A 24,335-nucleotide genomic window follows, 5' to 3' on the forward strand; every position below is an offset into this window, starting at 1 on the left:
TCGCAGGCTCAGCCCGACAAAATGTCCGACTGAGCCTGCTTCCTGTCTGTTATTCTTGCGTGGTCAACAATCTCCTTCTTATCATTCACAGTCTGCCTGACTTCGACGTCACTAGTTCTCAAGCCCTGCCAGGTCATTCTCCGCTATTGAGTCAGGGATTGAGAGTACTTTCGATTTAATCGTAGTAACTCACACACAATGATTTTCATGAAAAATATACCTGAAGTCGCTACGTTAATTTTTGACACAGGCTATTATCTCTGTTTTTGTGATAGTGTTTTGTTATGATTATTTGTGAGAACCAATTGACCACGTCGTGCTGGTTGAAATAATCTGCCTGGAGCCACAGACTTACCGAGTTGCGGACTCAAGGGCCCAAAAACACGGCCCGGGTGAGAAAGTCGCTGGAGCAGTAGGTCAACTCTCCTGCAAATCAGAGGCTCGCAGGGCGGGTCCGAAACCGTTCTTCATATCATGCTGCTACACTGCGGCACATGTCACTAAATATTACTGGTCCAAAGGCGCTCGATGAAACAGAATCGTCAACAGAACAAAAATCAACCGATTATTGTTGGCGTAGGCTCCTCTGCCGGAGGGCTGGAAGCTTTTGGAACGTTGCTTGAGGCACTTCAGGATGCACCGGGGCTGGCATTAGTCTATGTCCAGCATCTGGACCCTGAAAGTAAACCCGTTCTGATGGAACTTCTGGAGAAATATACTTCGCTGGAAGTGATCGTGCTCAAAGAGAGTACGAGACTCTGTGCAGGAAAACTCTATATCTGCCCGCCTCAAGGGCTGCTGGAAATCAAGAACGGCCTGATAAACCTGTCCAGGAATGAAACAGATCTACATCCATCCCATAACATCGACCATTTTTTCCATTCTCTTGCCGACGATCAAGGCGAGCAAGCCGTAGGAGTCGTGCTCTCAGGGGCAGGCAGCGATGGCACACTTGGTCTGAAAGCGATCAGCGACAGCGGTGGATTGACGTTTGCACAAGATCCAAAGTCAGCAAAATACGACAGTATGCCGCGGAGTGCCGCCACGACCGGGGTGGCAGACCACGTGCTCCCGCCTGATGCCATCGCCTCAGAGTTGCTGAATTATGCACGCCACCTGCAAAAATTAAACACCTCGGAATCCCTGACACGTTTGCAGGATCAGATTGTCGATGCAATTCCTCAAATCACTGCAACTCTCCTGAAAAAAACCGAACACAACTTCCAGCATTACAAGACCAGTACTCTATCACGGCGGATTCAGCGTCGAATGCAGGTCTTAAAAAGCAGCAATGTAAAAGAATACCTGGCTTATCTGCAAGAAAATGAAGAGGAAACACAAGCATTATTTCGGGAACTGTTGATTGGAGTGACCGAGTTTTTTCGCGACCCACAGGCATTTGATAATCTGGCCGGAGAGGTTCTTCCCCGACTGTTTGAAAATCGCTCTTCCGACGATTGCGTGCGCATCTGGGTCGCTGGTTGTGCCAACGGCTCAGAGGCTTACACAATCGCGATTCTCTGCCGTGAAGTGATGGATCGTTTAAAGTCACCACCACAATTGCAAATCTTTGCGACAGATATCGACGAACGCGCACTGCAGGTGGCTCGCGCAGGCATCTATCCGGTCGGCATTGAGGATCAGGTTTCCTCCGAACGGCTGAAGCGTTTTTTTATCAGACGGGGAAAGCGGTATGAGGTCATCAGAGAAATCCGTGAACTGGTTCTGTTTTCGGTACACAATCTGATCAGTGATCCCCCCTTTTCGCGTCTGGACCTGATTTCATGCCGAAATCTCCTGATTTACCTGGGACCTCATCTACAGAAGAAGCTCATTCCCCTGTTCCATTATGCTCTACGTCCCTCAGGTTATCTGTTGCTGGGGCCCAGCGAGAACATCACCTCTCATGGCGAGTTATTTCGCACGATAGACAGCAAATTCCGAATCTCTCAACGCAAAGGGACCGCAGTGGAGTCCGCCTCGACTGTCCCCCTCATTCAAAGTAAGTTGCATCTAAAATCCAGCCTGGAACGGCAGCCCGATGCAAAAGTGGATCTGCGGAATCTCAGACAACGCATTCTGCTGGACGAATTTGCGCCGAAATCGTGTGTGATCGACGAATCAGGGCAAATTTTGAACGCCGACGCTGACATGGAAAAATTCCTGACTTTGGGAGAGGGAGATTTTCAGAACAACATTGTAAAAATGGCGGCAAAAGGGTTACGCGTTGGCCTGCGTTCTGCCCTCAATGAAGCCATCAAGAAGCGCCGAAAGGTACAGCAGGAACACCTGAGAATTCGAAAAGGGGATCAAGTTCAAGAAGTGATGATCACGGTCCAGCCAATGCCCCGCCTGGGTGAAGACGAGGGCCTGTTTATGGTCGTGTTCCATGAAGTGGGCTTGCCAGTCAAAAAGGAGGCGAGCGAAGAATCTCTCTCGGGATCTGTCCCCCATGCAGATGCCATTATTGCGCAGCTGGATTACGAATTGCAAAGTACCCGCGACGAGCTTGAAAAGTCGCTGCAGGAAATGGATGTGGCTCATGAGGAGATGAAGTCGACTAATGAAGAACTGTTATCGATGAATGAGGAGTTACAGTCAGCCAATGAAGAACTGGAAACATCCAAAGAAGAAATTACTGCTGTCAGTAACTCCGTGGCACGGACCAACAGTGACCTGGAAAACCTGTTGCGCAGTACGCAGATTGCTACCGTTTTTCTTGACGATGAGCTGCTGATTCGCAGTTTTACGCCTGCGATCACAGAAATATATGGCCTGCTTAACTCTGATATTGGACGTCCACTCGAACGCTTTGTTCCTCTGGTCAAAGAAATGCCTCCCCTGCCCGATCCTCACAAGCTGCAGCAGGGCAGCCCGGTAGAGCACACGGTGATTGCTGTTTCAGGAAAAATATATATCCGGCGGGTCTTACCCTACCAGTCTCATTCAGGGAAGAACGAAGGAATTGTCGTTACATTCATTGATGTCTCTGAACTGCACAACAGTCAGGAACTGTTTCAGTTGCTGATCGATGCCTCATCTCAGATTGTCTGGATGACCGATGCGGCAGGCATCGTCGTCGAAGACTCCCCCAGTTGGCGTGAATTCACGGGACAGACATACGAGGAATGGAAAGGTACCGGCTGGTTGAACGTCGTCCACCAGGATGACCAGCAGGCGACAATCCAAGCATGGCAAAGCGCTGTTGCAAATGTAGAGACGTTCTCTGTGGAATATCGACTCTGGAATCGGGAGGGTGAATGGCGGTGGGTGCATGCCCGAGGGGTGCCCCAGAAAAACCGTGATGGATCGATTGTACGCTGGGTCGGAATGAATAACGATATCACCGAACAAAAAGAGGCCCAACGCGAAATACAGGAGTCCCGCCGTCAACTGCAACTGGGAGTGGAAATCGCAAACCTGGGACTGGGTCGCGTTGATTACGCCAGTGACAGAATTACGTTGACTCCGGAAGCAGCTGCCATCTATGGTCTGGGATATCAGGAAATCTTGATCACCCGGAATGAAATGCTGGACCTTTACCATCCTGAGGATCGTCAGGCTGCAGCAGACCAGATCCAGGCATGCATTCAGGAATGTGGGGATGGCCGTTGCGATCTGGAACATCGCCTGGTTCTGCCTTCGGGTGAAATCCGCTGGATCAGCGCACGTAAGCAAATTTATTTTGACCGCAGTCTCGACCCGGCTGTTCCCGTCTACGCAACGCTGGTCGCCCAGGACATCACCATCAGTAAGCGGGAAGAATTGAACCTGGCATTCCTGTCTGACCTGCAGACTCAACTGATTCCTCTCTCAAGTGTCAAGGATCTGATGGAGGTTGCCACCCGAGAGACGGCAAAATATCTTGACTTATTTCGCTGTCTGATCGTGGAGTTCGATGAAAATGCCGACTATGCAGACATTCGGTTTGAGCACCATGTCAAGTCTGTCCCATCGATCGTGGGAAAACATCGGGTTCGCGATTTTCACACAGAAAACGAAAGACAGAAATTACTGGCCGGCCAGCAGTTCTTCCTTTCAGATACTGAGCACCAGATTCAGGATGCCCAGATCGCAGGTAAATTCCGGGAGATTGGAGTTGGTGCATACTGTAACTCAGCCTATGTGACTCCCCACGGGATCAAATTCGTTATTTCTGCGGTGAAGCGTGAAGCATATCAGTGGCGGCCGGATGAATTAAAGTTACTGCAGGAAATCACCAATCGGCTCTGTATCCGATTTGAGCGAGCTCGCGCGGAAGCAGAACTGGTGGACCGGGAAGCCCATCTGCGGCGGGTCATCAATAACCAGTTGGGACTCGTCGGCGTCATAGACCGTGATGGCAGACTCCTCGAAGTCGACGATGATTCAATGAAGATCGCCGGTTTAACGCGCGAGGATGTCATCGGTAAGCATTTCGCTGAATGTGCCTGGTGGACATACGATGAAGCTGTGTCCCAGAAGATGCGCGAGTCGATGGCAAAAAGTTTTGCCGGTGAAGTCGTCCGCTATGATGTACCTCTCTTCGCTGCCGGACTGGGAGGGCCAGAGCGAAGACTGATGATTGATTTTATGATGGCCCCCGTATTTGGGAAAAATGGGGAAGTTGAATATCTGATTCCTTCTGGTGTCGACATCAGTGAGCGTGTGGAAGTTGAAAACCTGCATAAAGAGACAGCGGCACGCCTGGAGTCGATGTTCAATTCTGCCGTTGATGGAATGATTACGATCAATACTGACGGAAACATAGCTTCGATAAATCCGGCTGCGCAGGAACTTTTTGGTTATGAGCTCGAAGAACTGCAGGGGCAAAATGTCAAGATGTTGATGCCGGAACCCTGGCGCTCCGCCCAGGACTCCTACCTCAACGCTTATCTGACGACAGGACAGGCGAAGATCATCGGGAGTAAAAAAGAATTCCGGGGGCTGCGTAAAGATGGCAGCACCTTTGCCATGGAACTGACCGTGAGTGAAGCATTGATGCACGGCGAAGTCATGTTCGTCGGAACCGTGCGTGACATTTCCGAACGTAAACAGCGCGAGCTCAACCTGGCTTTCATTGATGAACTGCAACAGCTGCTGGGAACCCCATTAATTACTGAAGAAATCATGCAACAGACCTGTGCCAGGATCGCAGATTTCCTGGGCTTATCACGCTGCCTCTTAATTGAGTTAGATGAAGAAGCAGAGATCGCCAGCGTCGTCTACGAATTTCATGAGTCGGGCTTGTCCAGTATCTCAGGAAGACACACCATCACCAATTTTCTGGGCGAGGAAGAACGGGAGCCTTTACTGGCAGGTCAGCCGATACTGATTAATAACACTCAGAATCAGGACAGGAAATCAAAGACAGCAAAAAACTTTGCCTCGATTCAAACAGGAGCAATCCTCTCCATTCCCTTTGTCAGTGACAAGCGTTTGAAATTTGCACTCTCCATTTGCAAACAACAGCCATATCACTGGCAGACCGGCGAGATTGATCTGTTACAGGAACTCGCGCCACGAATCTTTGTCCGCCTGGAACGTGCGCGTGCGGAAGCAGCATTACGAGAAAGCGAATCTCGTTTTCGTGACCTGGCCGATAACATGTCCCAGTTTGCCTGGATGGCAGACGAGAAAGGTTTTATTTTCTGGTACAACCAACGCTGGTTCGAATACACGGGGACAACACTGGAAGAGATGCAGGGCTGGGGCTGGAAAAAAGTGCATCACCCTGAGCATGTGGATCGAGTTGTGAAACGCATTCAGCATTCCTGGGATACGGGTGAAGTCTGGGAAGACACCTTCCCCCTTCGTTCCAAAGAGGGAGAATACCGCTGGTTCCTTTCCCGCGCCGTACCTATTCGTGATGCGACAGGTAAAATCCTGAGGTGGTTTGGAACCAATACAGACATTACCAGTACCAGAGAACAGGATCAGCGGGTCCGCGCCAGTGAAGCACGACTGCGTCTGGCTATGCAGGCAGCAAATTTGTCATTGTGGCAATGGGACGTTGTGAAAGATATTATTTTCTGGTCGTATGACAATCAGAATTTATCGAGTATACATCCGGAGGATTCAGAGAATGGACTGCAACAGTTCCTGAATCTGGTCCATCGTAGTGATCGCGAGAGTGTCGAAAACAACCTGCGCAACTGCCTGTCGACCGGAAAACCGTTTCGCGCGGAATTCCGTACCAGACAGGCGGAGAATTCTTACGCCTGGGTACTCTCAACCGCTTACCTGACGACAGACTCCTCTGATAATTCCACCCTCATGGTGGGTGTGAATCTGGATATCACAGAACGTAAAAAATCAGAACTGGCAATCAAACTCAGTGAAGAACGATTACGAAATGCAGCTGAGTCTGCAGGTTTCGGCATGTTGCACATCGATCTGATAGAAGAAACAACAGCGTACTCTCCTGAAATGAAACGTATGCTGGGGCTTCCTGAAAAGACCGATAAAAAACTGAAATTCGGCGAAGTACCCGACTGGATTCATCCCAAAGATCGTAGCGCCTATCTGAGGCATCTACAGGAAGCAGCAGTGCTTCCGGAAGGTGGTAACCAGAGTCTGGACCACCGCATTATTCGCCCTGAAGGAGAGATTCGCTGGGTGCGTCTGCATGCGAGACCCGTTTTCACAGGCAAAGGTTCGCGACGCAAGCCAACGCAGCTGATCGGCACACTGCTCGACATCACCAGCCAGCGACAGTTCGAACAGTCACTGAAAGAAGCCCGCCAGATGGCAGAGGCGGCCAATGAATCCAAGAGTGCATTCCTGGCGAACATGAGTCATGAAATACGCACCCCCATGACTGCCATCATGGGTTATATCGATCTGATAGATGATTTAATTGACCACAAAATCGCAACCGCTTATCTTAGTACGGTGCGTCGCAATGGTGAATTTCTTCTGGATATCATCAATGATATTCTGGATCTTTCAAAGATTGAGGCGGGTAAACTGGATATCATCCGTGAACGATTTTCGCCGCATCAACTTCTGGAAGATGTCTGCTCAATCATGGATGTCCGGGCAGCTGAGAACCGTCTGGAACTGGAAATCTTCTACCAGGGCATGATCCCTGCAGAGATTGAGTCAGATCCCAAACGACTGAAACAGATTCTGATTAATCTGGTCGGGAATGCCATCAAGTTCACGATGGAAGGGAGCGTCAACATCTTCGTTTCCTGTCAAAATCACCAGTTGCAATTTGTAATCGTCGATACCGGGATCGGCATTACCAGCCGTCAACAGAAACGATTGTTTCGCCCTTTTTCACAGGGTGACCACACAGTCAACCGTGAGTTCGGCGGTACCGGACTGGGACTGGCCATCAGCCAGCGTCTCGCTAACATGCTCGGTGGAGAAATCTGCGTAGAAAGCGAGAAAGGCAAAGGCAGTAAATTTACTGTGACCATCGCCACGGGTGACATTTCCGGGGTTAAAATGATTCAACCCCTGACTACGGGGGAAGCCAAAGAAACACCGAAAGAGGAAACGGAAATCGTTCTTGACTGCCATGTCCTGGTTGTCGACGACCGACGTGACATTCGCTTTCTCAGCAAACGATTTCTGACACTCGCCGGTGCAACCGTAACCGAGGCCGTCGATGGAGAACAAGCCATCGCTGTCGTTACGGCGGCCATGCAGAAAGGCCAGCTGTTCGATCTGATTCTGCTCGACATGCAAATGCCAAAACTGGATGGCTATGAAACAGCCAGACTACTCCGCAAACTGGGTTTTACTGCCCCCATTATTGCTTTGACCGCCGATGCCATGCAGGGAGATATGTCCCGCTGCATTGAGTGTGGCTGTAACGACTATTTAAGTAAACCGATTGATAAGAATCTTTTACTCCAGACGATCAAACGCTATATCGGTCCTGATGAAAACGTCACTTAAGTCATCTCTTTTCCAGCTTTAAAATGACGATGTCGCCCTGCTCAAATGAGCCTGCCGCGACTGACCGAATATCAACTCGATCAGGCAAAGAGTTCCTGGACCGCCTCTCCTTTGGCATCTTTTGTGACATAGAACGGGCGGCCTTCAATATCGAAGCCGGTTTTCGGGCTGATGCCCATCGCGGTCATTATGGTGGCATGCAGATTTTCAATGGAGACAGGGTTTTCAATCGCCATCAATGGTCGTTCATCGGCTGTTTTTCCATACACGAATCCGCGTTTCATTCCCCCGCCGAACATCACCACACTCGTGCCACCGGTGAAATGACGATGCAGGCCATAATGCTTCATCTCTGAAACCTGATCTACTTTCTCGCGTGCCTGATCGTTGGCATTGGATCCCGGCTGTCCCTCCATCAACGCATCCCGGCTGAACTCGGACGCGATAATGACCAGAGTCCTGTCGAGCAATCCGCGTTCTTCGAGATCGAGAATTAACTGAGTCACCGGCGCATCGATTTCCTTGTGCATCCGGTCCACTGTGGTATGCCCCTCGGCATGAGTATCCCAATGCAGAAAGGGAACGTACTCAGTCGTGACTTCCACGAAGCGAGCTCCTGATTCCACCAGTCGCCGCGCCAGCAGACAGCCGCGTCCGAATCGACCGGTGTCATATTTCTGGCGTTTCTCTTCCCGCTCTAATGTAATGTCGAATGCATCCCGTTCTTTGGAATTGAGCAGCCGATAGGCCTTGTCCATCGACCGCAGCATTGATTCCTGCTGATAGTCACTCATCAGTTCGCGCTGCGGGCTTTGATCAATCAAACGGCGATACAGTTTATTTCGGTTGACGAATCGTTCTCCCGTCATGCCCTGTGGCGGTCGCACCGAGCGGGCCGCTTCCTCAGGATAAGGGAGGTTCAGTGGCCCATATTCGCTGCCGAAAAAACCGGCTGTGGTGAACGCCTTGAGTTCTTCACTTTCCCCGACTCCTTCCAGCCGTTGACCAATATTGATGAAGGCCGGCATCACCGGATTACGGGGGCCAGCCACCCGCGCCATCCAGGCGCCCAGATGCGGGGTGGCCACGGTCTGAGGCGGCACATAACCGGTATGCCAGTGATATTGATGTCGAGAATGCAGGATGCTGCCGAGATCCGGTTGCACTGCAGACCGGATCAGGGTGGCACGATCCATCACCGAGGCAATTCCTTCCAGCCCTTCGCAGATCTGCAGACCGTCGACAGCAGTCGGAATCGCGGGAAAGGTACTCAGCATGTCAGATACTTTGAGCCCTTTCTTAAACGGTAGATAGCGTTTCGGATCGAACGTATCCGGCGCCGCCATCCCTCCTCCCATCCAGAGCAGAATGCAACTGTCAGCGGTCGCCTGCGGATGCTTCACATGCCCGGGTGCACTGGCTTGTAGTAAACGCGGTGTTCCCGCCATTAAAGCGGCTGCTCCGGCTGCACTCAACTGTCTGAGAAAATCACGTCGGACAATCTGTGCTGGAGCATCGGGATCGAATTCAAATGTCATTAGTCTTTCTCGCAGTCTAAGAAATTTGTGTCCTGGTGATTTCACTCATCTATTATACCACAGATCAGCGTATCAGAAAAAACTCGGGCAACATGCAGACTGACCATAACAGGTCTTCCACCTCCGCAGGCTGTGGTGTTTCTCCCAGCATCTGACCAATCAGTTTCGATTCTTCTGGCGTCGGTGTACGCGACAAAGCATACAGAAACAGGTACTCTGTCAGGCGTTTCGGATCACCGTCCGCTTGCGCGATCAGTCGTTTTGCTCCCTCGGCAAAGGCCTCCGCCAGTGAGGCTTCATTGGAGAGATCAATCGCTTCCAGTGTCGTCAGCTGGCTGGGGCGCATGGAGACAATCTGCTCGCGCATCGGACGCCCCAGCGATTTCATTAAAGCCGTATTCTTCAACAACGACGCCCTGACCATCTGCTGCTTCCCCTCAGCAGCAACAGCGAGTAAACTTTTTGCCTGCGCATCAACCGCCTTGGTCCAGCTGCCAACCGGTTTGACGATAGTCACCGGCTTCCATTTTCCTTGTATGCCTCCCAGTCGCCCCTCGCGTGTGGCAGGCGCATGGGGATTCCACTCCCACGATTCATCAGAGGCGAAAGAAATCTGCTCGCCGTTTTCCAGTTCCAGCCGGGCTTCAAAAAAGAATCCCGCAGCATTCGGACTTTTCCCACCATTCTTCACGAGCGCAGTAATATCATTTTTACCCGGTTTTAATAAAGTATGCAGCGGCAGGGTTCGCACCTGGGACCAGTTCTTTCCCACGTCAACTTCCCGCCGGTTGATAAACAGAATGTGTGAATTATCGCAGGTCAGAACCGCACCACCCCGCTTCACCGCAGACGGCAGTTCGACGATTTTTCTGACGACAATCGTCTCGTCAGCCGGTGGTGTTCCTTTCGCGGAATCACCCCAGATCCACTGTGCTTTGAGATCGAATTCCGGTGCCCCTCCCTGCTCGATTTTTGTTCGGAAGATCGGGGCATCAAACTTGCCTGGCGCGGCGCCCGTCATCTGCCAGACACCATCCAGAAACTGCTCTGCCGTCAACCGACGGGAACGAGGCCCGCGGTACAGATAGTCTGAACCGTCTGCTCCTTCGACGACTTCCACTTGAGACTGATACGCTTCTGACGTGGTGATCAGTTCCAGCAGTTGCTTCAAATCGTACTTGTGATCACTTAAAGAAACAGCAAGATAGTCCAGCAGATCTTCATCCCAGGGTTTGGTCTGCATTGCATCCAGCGGATGCACAATCCCCCGCCCCAGCAGGCGATGCCAGAGTCGATTCACGATCGTCCGCGTAAAACGTCCATTCTCGGGATGCGTCATTAGCGCCGCCAGTTGCTGCAAGCGGACTTCCCGTGAGGCACTGGCGTCAATTTTACCGATCTCCGGAAACAACCAGTTCGCTTGCGCTGTCTTGCCGATCGGTTTATCGCAACGGTGAATCTCCAGTTCACGTTCCGAGTAAATCGCTGCCAGTCCGTATGACTCATCCAGTGTCCAGCGGTCAATAAAACTGTCGTGGCATGAGGCACACTTCAGATTGATTCCCAGAAACGCCTGGCCCAGGCTCTGCGCGAATTGAATCTCAACAGTCTGGCCGGCGGACACATTGCCCCTCCATTTGATCCCGTCAATAAAACCGCGGCTGGCTTCCGAAGGGGGCGCAATCAATTCCCGGGTCAGCTGATCGAATGGCTTGTTGTATAACAGCGATTCATACAACCAGCCGGAAACCTGTTTTCGCCCACCGGTAATGAAGCCGGTCCCACTATAATCGTTTCTTAACAGATCGTTAAAGAATGACAGCCAGTGATCGGCATAAGCCGTATCCTCTGCGAGTAACTCCTGAATTTTCAACGCCCGCTTATCAGATGAAGTGTCAGCCAGAAAGTCTTTTAACTCTTCGGGAGTTGGTAACAGCCCCACCAGGTCGAGATGTACCCGTCGCAGAAAAGTCGCATCATCAACAGGACCGGGTCGCGGTAGTTTATGCTTTGACAGATATTGATCGATCAACCGGTCAATCGGATGATTGCGGTCTCCCTCAGCCGGCGGAAGTGCGGGACGACGTGGTTTCAACGGTGGTTCGTAAGCGACTTTGCCAAAAGAAAAACCGGCTTCCCAGGGCAGGTCATCGGAGATCCACTGTTTAAGGGTCGCCACTTCTTTGGCTGAAAGTCGTGGCTTACCTTTGGGAGGCATCTGCATTTCAGGATCGCTGGAAGTGACCAGCTCGAGCACATAGGAAGCCTCGACGTCCTGCGGATCAACAAAGCCGGACTTCAGCCACAATTCGCGGGTGTTCAGGGAAAACGATCCCTTCGCCTCGCGGCCGCCGTGACAGGCAACGCAATGCTTCTTCAGAATCGGCACCACCTCGTGTGCAAAGTCAATCGGGCCCGCCTGGACGGGTGAAACAATGTCGACCAGCAAAACAATCAGGATGGGTAAATTGTAGCGTGAAATCATGAGGCGAGTCTGTTACAGGGTTTTGAACAGGTTATGAACATCATTTCGGTAAGTCACTTATGATATCACATCACAACCGGCAATCGCAAATTGCTTTTCACTGTTCTTTAAAGAGATCCAGGCTACTCCAAACTGTTCGAAACAATCACCAAAAGCAGGAAAGTACATCTTAATATAGATAAAAGGAGACAGCCTCCGCATGACCTGTCAGAACTACCTGAGGCAGGATATCTTCAGGTCGGTCAACTTGTCACACCGGGCTTACATTCCAGAAAATCGATCCTTCCTGACTGCTGCGAGACCAGCCTGCTCGACCAGCGACCTCTCCACTGGTCGCTTTCGATACAACAAAGGCGGAGTTCAGCCTCCGATTTATTCAATCACCTCTACCACACATTACAGAACGTTGTCCATGTGCAGGGAAATCCCCGTACATTTCTGTCCCTGAAATCTGTCATTTTTGCGCAGTGAATCGATCATCTTTGGTACAGCAAATGCAAAACTGCGTGGTCTCACCATTCTGATTCAGGTGCTTTATTTTTCCCTCAATTTGATCCAGGACTATCCCATGCAGAAATTGCAAGAACCTACCTTGCCGAACGATTTTATTAATCGTCGAATCGAAAGTTCCATTCATCAGATAGGCTACCCCCAGTTGAAAACGATACGCTGCGAATCAAACGGTTCCACCCTGATCCTCAGGGGAGAACTGCCCTCTTATTATCAGATGCAACTGGCTTTGAAAATTGCAGTCAAAGAACCCTGGATCGACCAGATAGACAATCACATCAGAATTGTTCCCAACAATCTTGACCAGCATCCGGTCTACTGATAGTACCGGTCTACTGACCATGGTTATCATTTTAATGATATCGTGAGTCAACTCCCCTTTGGATTTTTAGAATGGGTTCACCCATTCAATTACACCTCCTGTCCATTTTCGACTTGACCCCGCCGCGCCAACAGCGATAAACGTTGTTCTGTGTCGCGCGCGTGGCCAGTTTACAGTGCACTGAAACACGCGACAGTGGTTCGGAATCATCACTGGAATACAGCCCGATTTTTCCAGATCTTCACTGCCCGCATCCACACCGGTTCGTAATGTATGCCTGCGGGTCGCCGCACTTCGTTGCCCATCACCCCGGCACCGCCCTGGTACCGCCCTGCATCGCGCCTGTATCGATTCATATCGCCACCCGATTCTGTCCATCCCCATTGACGCCCCCGCGCCCTTCTCCAGAATAAGCACCATCAGATGCATCATTACCAGGCCATCAATCGCAGAATAAAACATGAAATCAAATCCCTTAAATATCTGTAATTCAATTGGGTGGGCCCGAATGCAATTCGGGCCGAGCGTAGCGAGCAAGAGGTTTCACTCAAAGCGAACAAAGTAAGAGAAGATTTCCAACTCATGACCCTTCATGCAAGGCCGCGCCGGCTGCCATCTGTAATTAAAAATGGATGAGCCCGAATGAAAACTGTCAGATCGACTCACACAAAAGAAGACCAGCAGCACTCCAGATCCTACCCGAAGTCCCGATCCCACCCCCAAATGAACAATCTGCATAATAGTGATCATACAATCACATTCGACCTGGCTTCCTGCGATCACACAGCCAAATCGAGCCCTCAATCATGCAGATATCCAGATCTTTTGATTTATTTCCACATTAGACCGGTAAATGACTCTTTCGCCATACGTTTACTAAATGATGGGTTAAACCCATTTACACATGAACATTAGATCTATCCCATTTTCATTGGCGACTGAATAGCCGCTGCAATTTTTCGCGCAGCAGATCAGAAACTGCTGCAGATACCAGTTCGAATGGAGCCCTCTTGCGGCGTAGCGTGTGTGGTCACACTGTGATCCCTCTCAACTTATTTCCATTCATATTACCTGATTTATTTCATTTATTAGAAAGTGTGAAAATCATGACAGCCAGGTCGCGCTCACTTCGTCCTCGGGGCTTTACCCTGATTGAACTGCTCGTCGTCATCGCCATCATTGCGATTCTGATTGCCCTGCTCCTCCCGGCGGTCCAGCAGGCGCGGGAAGCAGCCCGTCGCAGCAGTTGCAAAAACAACCTCAAGCAGATCGGCCTGGCCGTTCACAATTACAATTCCACGTTCGGCATGCTGCCTCCCGTTTATGTGATCGACCCCAATGTCGGCGATGACGAAGGACACTGGACCTGGTCCGCTTTCATCGCACCCTACGTCGAACTGGGCACGGTCTACAACAGTTTTGATGTCGGCAACACCCCCGCCAGCTATGCCTTCGGTCGGAACATTTCCGCCATGCAGCAGACCTACGCCGTCTTCCGCTGCCCGTCCGATACCGGCCCTCAGAAGCACACCGACGCCGGTTACACGATTGACTACTTCGATTCCTCAGGAGGCAGAACCTCCAACGTCGGCGTCGCCCTCACCAACTATGTCGCCTCCAACAACAATGCCTACCATCGCGCCAACAAAGCCAGCAACTACAAGGATGGCACGACCGGCGGCACTGGCGCATTCTGGGGCAACAGCAACTGCCGCATTCGCGATATCACCGACGGCCTGAGTAACACCATTCTCATGGGGGAACGGGCCTACCAGATCCCCGGCAACAAAATGATTGCCGGCATGTTGTTCGCCGTCAGAGACAATCTCGGACAGGGCCCCAGCTGTGCCAACTGCACAGGCAACACCGCAGCGAACCAGGGACTCCTGAGCGTTTCCGGCACTACCCATTTTGGAATCAACCCCACCTCCACCTCAGACCAGGCCAACGGCGGCTACAGCAGTCTGCATACCGGGGGTGCCCAGTTCTTAATGGGTGACGGTCGCGTGCAGTTCCTCAGTGAAAACATCGACAACAGCATCGCTGTCGGCGGTGTGGTCGACAGTACCTTCGAACGCCTCGCCTCCATCCAGGACGGCGACGTGATCGGCGAGTATTAAACTACGTCAGCAGCTCCCCGCGATTCCCTTCTACCCCGAATCGCGGCGGAGATCTGTTGATCTCACGCACACTGACACAGCAGATCCAGGTTCTGTTCAGTCTGAACCGTTTCACCCATTCCCACATAGATCCCGGAAAGCAGATCGATGAAACCCGCAGCGATGTTAAACATGTCTCTTCTCAGCCTCTCCCTGCTGTTCCTGTCAGCCTGCGGCGGAGGCAGCGACACGCCCCCCCTGGGCACCGTCTCCGGCGTCGTAACCCTGGATGACAAACCACTGGCAGACGCGGAAGTCACCTTCCAGCCCGAAAAGGGACGTCCTTCCCTGGGAAAAACCGACAGCCAGGGAAATTATACACTGGCCTACACCGTGAATGAAAACGGCGCCCTGATCGGCCCGCACCAGGTCATCATCACGACCGCCGTCGAAGCCTTCTCCGACGAAACCGGCGGCGGCCAGGATAGAGAAGCCCGCCCGGAAATCCTCCCCCCCAAATACAACGCCCAGACCACCCTCACCGCAGAAGTCAAACCGGGCTCGAACACAATTGACTTCCCGCTGAAGTCGAAAGAGTGAAGCAGATACACATTCGCCACTCTGCTTGTTGCGAATGACAAAACAGCAAACCATAAAACAAAAACGCCTGAGCCCTCAAGCAAGAGGACTCAGGCGTTTTTTTTAGTAGTCTCTGGTGAGAGTTGAATCAGCGGTAATAGAATTCAAGTTTCGAGCCGTAGATTATGATTCCGCAGTACAATGACCGACGAGATACAAAGAGGCGACAATTACAATCACCAGTAATGGCAAATAAAGGTAAGATGGAACCTGCAGGCCCACCAACGGCCCTCCCCACAATATCGCACTCGCTAATAAAAGCGTTCCGCCGACAACGATACCTTTAAACTGCAAGCGTGCCATCAATCGAGACCTTTCATTGATTACCGTTTCAGTCAGTGTAGAAAAGGGATCAGATCACTCCACCAACCAACCCCATTCACCGACCTGCATCAATACAATACAGGTTGTCGACGGTGCGGATGAAGATGCTGCCGTCGGCGATGGCGGGGGTGCCCCAGGCTTGCTGGTCGAGTTTGTTGACGGCGACCACGTTCAATTCGTCACCGGCGGCGATGACATGGGTGTTGCCGTTGGAATCCAGCGCGAAAAGGTGTTTGCCGTCGGTCCAGGGAGACGCCCAGAACGCGCGGGCTCCCGGAACGCGGCTCTCGTATTCCAGACGCCCCGTATCCATATCGACACAACGAATGATGCCCCGGCGGCGTTCGAAGAAATACAGGTTGCCAGCTAAATAAGTAGGCGACGCCATTTGAATGCCGGAACCGTCTATCCGCCACTCCACGAACGTTCCCTGCCTGACGTCACCCGGCGGAGTAATATCACCCGCGCCACCCGGTTTGATGGAGTAAAGCCGCCCGCCTCCGTCGTCATCGCCGCCACGATTACGCAGTTCATTGCCGATGAACAGCCGATCGCCGACGGCAACAGGGGTCGCCGACGAACGCCCTTTGTTCATATCCAGCGTCCAGAGTAACTTTCCGGTCGCGGGATGATAGGAACGATAGACCGTGCCCCCCACGATCAGTTCGTTCCGCAGTGAATTCATCCAGATCATGGGGCTGCTGTATTGCGACTTTTCATCACGGTTGACCTTCCAGATTTCCTCTCCGGTTTTCGTATCCAGGGCCACGAGAAACGACTGCTCCTGGTTATCAACCTGAATGAACACCCGATCTTCGAACAGCACCGGTGAACTCGACGTGCCCCAGCCGGCCCGCATCTCATACACGCCCAGATCTTTCTGCCACAACACGTCGCCGTTCAGGTCGAGACAATAAACGCCGTTCATGCCGAAGTACGCGTATATGCGCTTCCCGTCTGTGACCGGCGTTTCCGTGGCATAGGTGTTGGTGTTGTGCCGCTTCAACGGCGGCTTACCTTCTTTCACTGTCTTCTTCCAGATCGTCTTGCCACTGGCGGCATCCAGACAGACGACCTGGTATTGATACAACACGTTGACCAGATCGTTACGATCGCGGCTGTAGTCACCTCTATTGGATTCCGGCCGGGCACTGTTTTTCTTTACTGGATGGGAGGGCACCGCAGCCGTCATGTAAACGCGATTGTCCCAGACTATGGGCTGAGACCAGCCTTCGCCCTCAAGGGGCTTCTTCCAGCGAATATTGGTTTGTTCTCCTGCCTCATCCGACCAGTTGACAGGCAGCGGCGTGGCAGAGACGGCATTGGAATGCGCGCCCCGGAACTGAGGATAGTTTTCGGCCAGGCAGGTTTGCCCCACGGCCAGCACGACGAACAGCACGGTCAATTGATAAGTGAAATGCATAACCTCTTCCTGACATCCATAACACACGGTGATACGATGATTCATTGAGAACCATACGAAAAATAATCTGACTCACTAATAGATAGTGTAAGGGCTGCGAACAAGAATGAAACAGCAATTCTGTGTGAGAGCAAAATCAGTGTCAGGTGCAGGAATCGTTCCATTTTCCGAGGTCTGTCCTGGAGTTTGATCGCGGCCCGCAGGGCAGGATGTTGCACCGTTTATTCGCTCTACTCCTCCTCTCCGAAGGGATACCGCGGTGGTAGACGCAGAAACGGAGAGCCGTATAAAAACGCCTGATGAGAGGCTCCACCAGCGACAACAGGATTCGAGCACTCATCCTCAGGTGATAGACAACCCTGAAATTCAGAACATACGTATACACGCACTCTGTCCAGTATCGCGAACAGGTCCTTAATGCACAATAATGCCGTAAATAAAGCTTTGTTTAAATCAATGATTTCAGTAGAGTAGCTATACGTAACCCATTTGTTCAGTTCACTTTCGTGCTAGTGCGCCAGCGATGTCGATAACCCTGGAAAAATTTATATCTCAGTTGGATGAAAGTGGTGTTATCTCCGCTGTGGAGATCACTGCCTTTCAACAGTCGCAATCTCCTGCAGCGGAGTCTGCCGAAGACCTGGGCAAGCTGCTGGTGAAACACAAAAAAGTCACCAAGCTACAAGCCCAGCTGGTTTATCAGGGCAAAGGCGACCGGCTGCTGCTGGGCAATTATCTCATTCTGGATAAAATCGGTGCTGGCGGAATGGGGGACGTCTACCTGGCTGAACACCGTCGTATGGAAAGGCAAGTCGCCCTCAAAACTCTGCCCGCTGCGATGACCAGAGATACACAGTCTATCCTGCGATTCCATCGTGAGGTCAAAGCAGCCGCCAAGCTGACCCATCCCAACATCGTTGCCGCATATGATGCCGATGAAGCCAATGGCGTGCATTACTTTGTGATGGAGTATGTGGAAGGGATTGACCTTTCAGCGGTTGTGAAAAAACAGGGTGTGCTGGAGGTTGATGTCGCCGTCGATTATATTCTGCAGGCGGCGAAGGGCCTGGAGTTCGCCCACAACAAAGGCGTCATTCACCGTGATATCAAACCCGCCAATCTGTTGCTGGACAATGATGGGTGTGTCAAAATTCTGGACATGGGCCTGGCTCGGATCGAAGATGAAGCCCACGAGATTCCAGCCACGCAATTGACTCAAGATGGCTCCGTGATGGGCACCGTCGATTACATGGCACCGGAACAGGCCAAAGACACGCACACTGCCGATGCCCGTTCCGATATCTACAGTTTAGGGTGTTCGCTGTATTACCTGCTCACAGGGGAATCGGTTTACCGTGGAAGCACCATGGTCAACCGAATCATGGCTCATCAGAACGATCCCATTCCTTCCCTGACAGGCAAGCACATCCTCATTTCTCAGGATGTGGATGCCGTGTTTCAGAAGATGGTTGCCAAGAAGCCGGAAGATCGATTTCAGTCGATGAGCGAAGTCATTGTCGCCATTGACAATTGTATTCAGATGAAGTCTTCCTCGACTGTTGCAACAGAGCCGTCCGAACCAGAGTTACACAAGTTTCTGCAATCACAGCGTATGGCATCCAGTCAGACTGTTGTCATGTCAGCGGATGCCATGACGGCAGAGAAACCGTTGACGGATACTCAAAATGAAAGCCTCACTTCTGGCTTTTTGAATCACACGCTGGGCGGCACCAGCTATCAACCGTTAGCAAAGCGAAAGCAGTCCATCGGAAAACGGGGTGGAATTATTGCGGGTGTTGTGCTGGCTTCGCTCATTTTAATAGCGGGAATCGTACTGAAAGTAGACACTGCGGCAGGGACCATCATTCTGGAAGTCGACCAGCCCGAATTGGCGGGGGCTGTGGTTTCCGTTGATGAGCAACAGAAAATCACCATCAAGACGGGTAAAGGTACAGAGCCGATTGAAGTGGTGGCGGATGAGAAGACACATACATTACAAGTGACCAAAGGCGGATTCGAAACATTCACAAAACAGTTCATTGTAAAAGCGGGTGGCAAAGAGACGATCAAGGTTCGGTTGGAACCGTTGAAGGTGGCTGAGAAGAAGGTGCCACCTGCGGGTACGCCAGCGAAATCGCATTATGCACTACGGTTCAAAAACGATTCCGATTGTGTGACTTTACCTCTGAAACATGAAACAGCAGGCGACTTGACAGTCGAAGCATGGGTCACCATTGATGAGAATTCTTTAAAACCACAAAATTTCATTGCAATTAAATCCAGTTTGATTAGCTTCTTTATCGGTAATTCAACAATTCAGGGAAAAGAAATGCAATGGAATACGACTGTTATGAATGATGGTCAATTCTATAAGTTGAAAGTCAACTCCAAAGTCGAATTTGGGAAAAGAACCAATATCGTAGTCACTTACAAGGGGAACGTTGCTCAAATTTATGTGAATGGTCACAAAAAAGGAGAAATGAATTTCAAAAGATCAGAACTTCGTAATGGATACCTCACTACAATTGGATGGAAGGATAACCTGAATTTCAAAGGCTCCATCGATGAAGTTCGCTTCTCCAACGTCGCCCGTTACACCGAGGACTTCACCCCAGACAATCACTTTAAAAACGACGAACACACAATGGCCCTCTACCACTTCGATGAAGGCAGCGGCGATGTGCTGAAAGACTCTTCTGGCAACGGACATCATGGCAAGATTGTCGGTGCGAAGTGGGTGAAGGTAGATGATGAGTTGCAGGGTAGTATGGTTCCGTTGGCAGTGGCTGAGAAGAAGATGCCATCTGCGGGTACCCCAGCGAAATCGCATTCTGCAATACGGTTCCAAAACGATTCCGATCGTGTCGTTTTACCTCTGAAACATGAAACAGCGGGCGACTTGACAGTCGAAGCATGGGTCACCATTGATGAGAATTCTAATAGACCACTAAGGATTATTGCAAATGGATCCAGTTTGACCAGCTTCGGTATCGGTTATTCAAAAGCTGAGGGAAAAGAAAAAGAATGGTCTACGAGTGTTTCGAATAATGGTCAATTCCAAGTGCTGCAAACCGATTCCAAAGTCGAATTTGGGAAAAGAACCAATATCGCAGTCACTTACAAAGGGAATGTTGCACAAATTTATGTGAATGGCCACAAAAAAGGAGAAATGAATTTCAATGGATCAAATATTCATACAGATGAGTTCATTACCATTGGAAATCGGTATAAAGGCCCTCCAATCAAAGGTTCCATCGATGAAGTACGTTTTTCCAACACCGCACGCTACTCCGAAGACTTCACACCAACGGACCACTTTGAAAACGACAAAAACACACTGGCTCTCTACCACTTCGATGAAGGCACAGGTGATGTGCTGAAAGACTCTTCCGGCAACGGACATGATGGCAAGATTGTTGGTGCTAAATGGGTGGAGGTGGAAGATGAATTGCAGGTTGTTAAGCCAGCCACGACAGGCGACACCCCCATGACTGACCGTGAGGTTGCTGAGTGGGTGATTGGAATGGGCGGGTGGGTAAACACCGGCGGTAAGAGTATCACCAAGATCGAACAGTTGCCAACCGAACCGTTTGTCATCAACTTTTTAGACCTAAAAGGTACGAGCGTGAAAGACGACGATCTGAAACGCCTGGCTGGATTGAAAACCCTACCGAAATTGAATCTTGAAAATACTCTCATTAGTGACACGGGACTTCAATATCTGAAAGACATCCCGTTAAACTATATTAGTTTAATCGGTACACAAATTACTGATAAGGGGTTCGGTTACCTCTCGAACATGCCAAGCCTGACAACTCTTTATGTTGGCAGCACCGCAATTTCCAATTCTGGTGTAGAGCAATTGAAAGACATGAAACAGCTTGAGAAGTTATCTTTCACTAATACACAAATCGACGGTGTGGGCCTTGGGCATCTCAAAGACTTGAAGGATTTAAAGATATTGGGTTTAGAATCAACGTCAATCAGTGATGTGGACCTGCAACATCTTCACGGTCTAAAGATATTGATTGTACTCGGTCTCAGTAACTGCAAGATAGCTGATTCCGGCCTTGCGTATCTCAAAGACTTGAAGAATCTAAAGGTATTGAGTTTAGATTCAACGCCAATCACTGATGAAGGCTTGAAACATCTTTCCGGCCTGAAGATGTTGCAGACTCTTGAACTCCAAAAGACAAAAGTCACCCCCCAAGGCATTGCCAGCCTGCAAAAAGCCCTGCCGAACTGCAAAATTGTCAGCGATTTCGAAACGAAGCCAATCATGACAAGCGACTCACCCATGACTGACCGTGAGATTGCTGAGTGGGTGATTGGAATGGGTGGAGGCATTGGCATCGGCTTTAAATTAAATTACAAGATCGAAGAGTTGCCAACCGAGCCTGTAATATTTAATTCTGTAAGCCTGAAGAATGCGAGTTTCGAAGACCACGATCTGCAACGTCTGGCAAAGCTGAAAACTCTCAAGTACTTATTTCTTGAGTCTACATCAATCAGTGATACAGGATTTCAATATCTCAAGCAGATGCAAAATTTAGAAGAAATATTTCTGGATTACACAAAGATCACAGATGAGGGACTTTTACATCTCAGGGGGCTCCAGAATTTAAGAGTTTTACGTTTGTCAAAAACTAAGATCACAGGGGAAGGACTTGGTCACCTCAAGGATCTGCCGAGATTGCATACCATTGATGTGAACCGTGCGGCCATTACCAATTCGGGTATGAAAGCCATGGGGGATTTGAAACAGTTGACCTCACTAAATATATCTTTCAATTCACAAGTCGATGAAACAGGTCTGGGATACATTGAAGGTCTGACAAAACTGGAGAAACTTTTTGCTCATCTTGTCCCCAAAATTACGGACGAGGGATTGAAACACCTGCAAGGCATGAAGCAATTAGAAACTCTCACATTATCAAGCACAGGAATCACGACTACAGGGCTGGAACAACTTACTAAGCATGAGAGCCTCAGCAAACTGGATCTTACCAACTGCAAGATCACTGACTCGGGGCTTGAGCATCTGCAGGACTTAAAGAATCTCCGGGATTTGAGACTTGATTTAACGCCCGTATCCGATGCCGGTTTGCAACACCTTTATGGTTTGAAGAAGTTGGAGAATCTCGATCTCCGAGAAACCAAAGTCACCCCCCAGGGCATTGCCGACCTGCAGAAAGTCCTGCCGAACTGCAAAATTGAAAGCGATTTCGGAACGAAACCACCGGCAACTAAAGCCCCGTAGCTTCGTTCAGCAGCAACTCTACTTTAACCCAGAGAACGCAGGCGTTTTTGATTGGCAGTGCCTGGTGATTCATTAGCAAACGATGCTCCCTCCCACCCCATAAAACCACTGCTTCAGCATCACACCAGCAGGTCACATCCCGTCGTTGCTTGCTGAAATCAATCACGTTCATCCTGCACACGGCTCCCACCAGTGAACTTGATGCCACGCATCTCGCCCCTTCGACAGCCGATCTTTAAGTTATTTTGAATAAAATAAGAATTTATCGGTAAGTAACATCATTTCCGTACGATTTTATTTGTAGCAGGCGAGTTAAACTCTTGCCAGACATATACTTAAAGACACATATTATTGAACGGCTCTTTGATTGCCAATGCGATTTCTCGCACTGCCTCGCTGGGAACAGCGACCGATTCAGGGCGAAGTCTGCAATCCACAGTAAGCAACCTCCAGAACCAGTTCCGCCAATCTGCTCATCCAGTTGGCTGGTTCGACCTGGCGGGGAGACCCCAGCTTGAGGTCGCTTAGGATCAATTCCATCAGCCGCACAGAGCATGCATGAATATCTAAAGAAGTTCAATTCATTTCTATTATGCCTATCCGGGGCACATCATCAGCACGACTGATGATTCATCCCCGCTTTTTCTACTCTTCAAAGCACAGTTTGAGCACTTGGGTTGTGCTTTCTAACCTCTATTTTTAAAGGAACGTGTACTTATTATGAGAATGACTCAACGCAACGAGAAACGCGGCTTTACTTTGATCGAACTTCTAGTTGTGATCGCCATTATTGCTATCCTCATCGCATTACTTCTTCCCGCCGTTCAGCAGGCCCGCGAAGCAGCACGTCGCAGTACCTGCAAGAATAACCTGAAACAGATCGGCCTGGCGCTGCATAACTACCATGATACGCATCGTGTCTTCCCCCTCATGTACCAGGGACTTTCCAGTGGTGCACCCAATCTCGGTGCGACCAATGGACTGGGTATTGCCTGGGGAACTTATATTCTCCCGTTCATGGACCAGGCCAATTTATACGAAAGCATTTCCACACGGATGTTTGGCGCCACGGGCAACGGGGCCGGTATTCACTGGTTGAACGACACCACCGCAACAGTGGGCACAACCACCCTGGCAAAGACCATTCTGCCCGCCTTCATCTGTCCTTCCGACCCGATGGGAGGCATCAATACCGACCGTGGTTCGTACGGGAAATCAAACTACCTGGCAGTCGTAGGTACCGACTGGGATGGCGATGGCCCTATCTCTGGTACAACAACGCCCACCTACAAAGGTGCCTTCTATGGAAACTCTGCTAATCGAATGCGTGATTTTATAGACGGTACCAGCAACACATTTCTGGCAGGAGAACGCACTACCGAAGGAGCCGCCAATGGTGGCATCTGGATTGGCGCCCGAGGAACCCGTTCGGACAACGGTCTGCGAACTTCCGCTAATGGCAACTTCCTGATCAATAACGCAGGCGCGACCGATGGAGCCGCCAGCAGTACACACGTCGGCGGTTGTCACTTCCTTTTCGGTGATGGACGCATCAGCTTTCTGAGCGAAAACATCAGTTCAGAAACCTACGAGTACCTGGGATTGATCAATGACGGAAAAGTCATTGGCGAATATTAAACAATAGACTGTGTCCAGTTTTACTGTAGCGTCTCCAGGGCCATTTGGACCGAGTATAATAGATTGGGAGACGCTATGGTTAAATGTGATGCGCTCTAGTGAATCCGGTTCGTCGAACCTGATTCCAGCAATTCAAAAACGGTTGTTCCTGCGAACAGCCGTTTTTTTATGCGCCCTGTAGAAAATCATTGTGATTCAGCAATGCTG

The 24,335-nt window shown here is 50.5% G+C and carries 12 protein-coding genes; 6 read left to right on the top strand and 6 right to left on the bottom strand.

The genetic code is table 11. The annotated features are described in order from the left end of the window. The first annotated feature begins 528 nt into the window (after positions 1-528). A complete protein-coding gene (locus Pan161_RS07855; protein ID WP_145225654.1) occupies positions 529-7,890 on the top strand; it encodes a PAS domain S-box protein in 7,362 nt (2,453 codons plus the stop codon). A gap of 80 nt (positions 7,891-7,970) precedes the next feature. On the opposite strand, the gene Pan161_RS07860 is transcribed toward Pan161_RS07855, so the two are convergent. Both Pan161_RS07860 and Pan161_RS07865 read right to left on the bottom strand, forming a co-directional pair. Next, the gene (locus Pan161_RS07860; RefSeq protein ID WP_145225656.1) at positions 7,971-9,428 is read right to left on the bottom strand and encodes a DUF1501 domain-containing protein; all 1,458 of its coding nucleotides are present in this window, start codon (positions 9,426-9,428) and stop codon (positions 7,971-7,973) included. 64 nt (positions 9,429-9,492) lie between these two features. Further along, complete coding sequence (locus tag Pan161_RS07865) at positions 9,493-11,913, bottom strand: DUF1549 domain-containing protein (protein ID WP_145225658.1); 2,421 nt, start codon at positions 11,911-11,913, stop codon at positions 9,493-9,495. Between the two features lie 568 nt (positions 11,914-12,481). On the opposite strand from Pan161_RS07865, the gene Pan161_RS07870 reads away from it, so the two are divergent. Then, positions 12,482-12,745 carry a BON domain-containing protein gene (locus Pan161_RS07870; RefSeq protein ID WP_145225660.1) on the top strand — a complete coding sequence of 88 codons (264 nt, stop codon included), beginning with the start codon at positions 12,482-12,484 and terminating at the stop codon, positions 12,743-12,745. A gap of 209 nt (positions 12,746-12,954) precedes the next feature. On the opposite strand, the gene Pan161_RS30470 is transcribed toward Pan161_RS07870, so the two are convergent. Continuing rightward, positions 12,955-13,101: a hypothetical protein gene (locus tag Pan161_RS30470; protein ID WP_197995762.1), complete on the bottom strand. Its 147-nt coding sequence runs from the start codon at positions 13,099-13,101 to the stop codon at positions 12,955-12,957. Positions 13,102-13,851: 750 nt separating this feature from the next. Here Pan161_RS30470 and Pan161_RS07875 point away from each other — a divergent pair. Both Pan161_RS07875 and Pan161_RS07880 read left to right on the top strand, forming a co-directional pair. Further along, the gene (locus Pan161_RS07875; RefSeq protein ID WP_145225662.1) at positions 13,852-14,865 is read left to right on the top strand and encodes a DUF1559 domain-containing protein; all 1,014 of its coding nucleotides are present in this window, start codon (positions 13,852-13,854) and stop codon (positions 14,863-14,865) included. Positions 14,866-15,036: 171 nt separating this feature from the next. Beyond that, complete coding sequence (locus tag Pan161_RS07880) at positions 15,037-15,444, top strand: transthyretin-like family protein (RefSeq protein ID WP_232103657.1); 408 nt, start codon at positions 15,037-15,039, stop codon at positions 15,442-15,444. Between the two features lie 162 nt (positions 15,445-15,606). Here the strand turns inward: Pan161_RS07880 and Pan161_RS07885 are convergent, their stop codons facing one another. Both Pan161_RS07885 and Pan161_RS07890 read right to left on the bottom strand, forming a co-directional pair. Continuing rightward, the gene (locus Pan161_RS07885) at positions 15,607-15,786 is read right to left on the bottom strand and encodes a hypothetical protein (protein WP_145225666.1); all 180 of its coding nucleotides are present in this window, start codon (positions 15,784-15,786) and stop codon (positions 15,607-15,609) included. Positions 15,787-15,862: 76 nt separating this feature from the next. Continuing rightward, positions 15,863-17,230, bottom strand: a complete 1,368-nt coding sequence (locus Pan161_RS07890; RefSeq protein WP_145225668.1) for a PQQ-binding-like beta-propeller repeat protein — start codon at positions 17,228-17,230, stop codon at positions 15,863-15,865. Positions 17,231-18,029: 799 nt separating this feature from the next. Here Pan161_RS07890 and Pan161_RS07895 point away from each other — a divergent pair. Next, on the top strand, positions 18,030-22,490 hold the full coding sequence (locus tag Pan161_RS07895) for a protein kinase domain-containing protein (RefSeq protein WP_232103766.1): 4,461 nt from the start codon (positions 18,030-18,032) through the stop codon (positions 22,488-22,490). Here the strand turns inward: Pan161_RS07895 and Pan161_RS07900 are convergent. Further along, positions 22,477-22,698 (bottom strand): hypothetical protein, encoded by a 222-nt coding sequence (locus Pan161_RS07900; RefSeq protein ID WP_145225672.1) that lies wholly within the window; start codon positions 22,696-22,698, stop codon positions 22,477-22,479. The two genes, Pan161_RS07895 and Pan161_RS07900, sit on opposite strands and share 14 nt — an antisense overlap. 512 nt (positions 22,699-23,210) lie before the next feature. On the opposite strand from Pan161_RS07900, the gene Pan161_RS07905 reads away from it, so the two are divergent. After that, the gene (locus tag Pan161_RS07905; RefSeq protein WP_145225674.1) at positions 23,211-24,128 is read left to right on the top strand and encodes a DUF1559 family PulG-like putative transporter; all 918 of its coding nucleotides are present in this window, start codon (positions 23,211-23,213) and stop codon (positions 24,126-24,128) included. Positions 24,129-24,335 lie beyond the last annotated feature (207 nt).

This window comes from Gimesia algae (genome assembly GCF_007746795.1).
Taxonomy (GTDB): domain Bacteria; phylum Planctomycetota; class Planctomycetia; order Planctomycetales; family Planctomycetaceae; genus Gimesia; species Gimesia algae.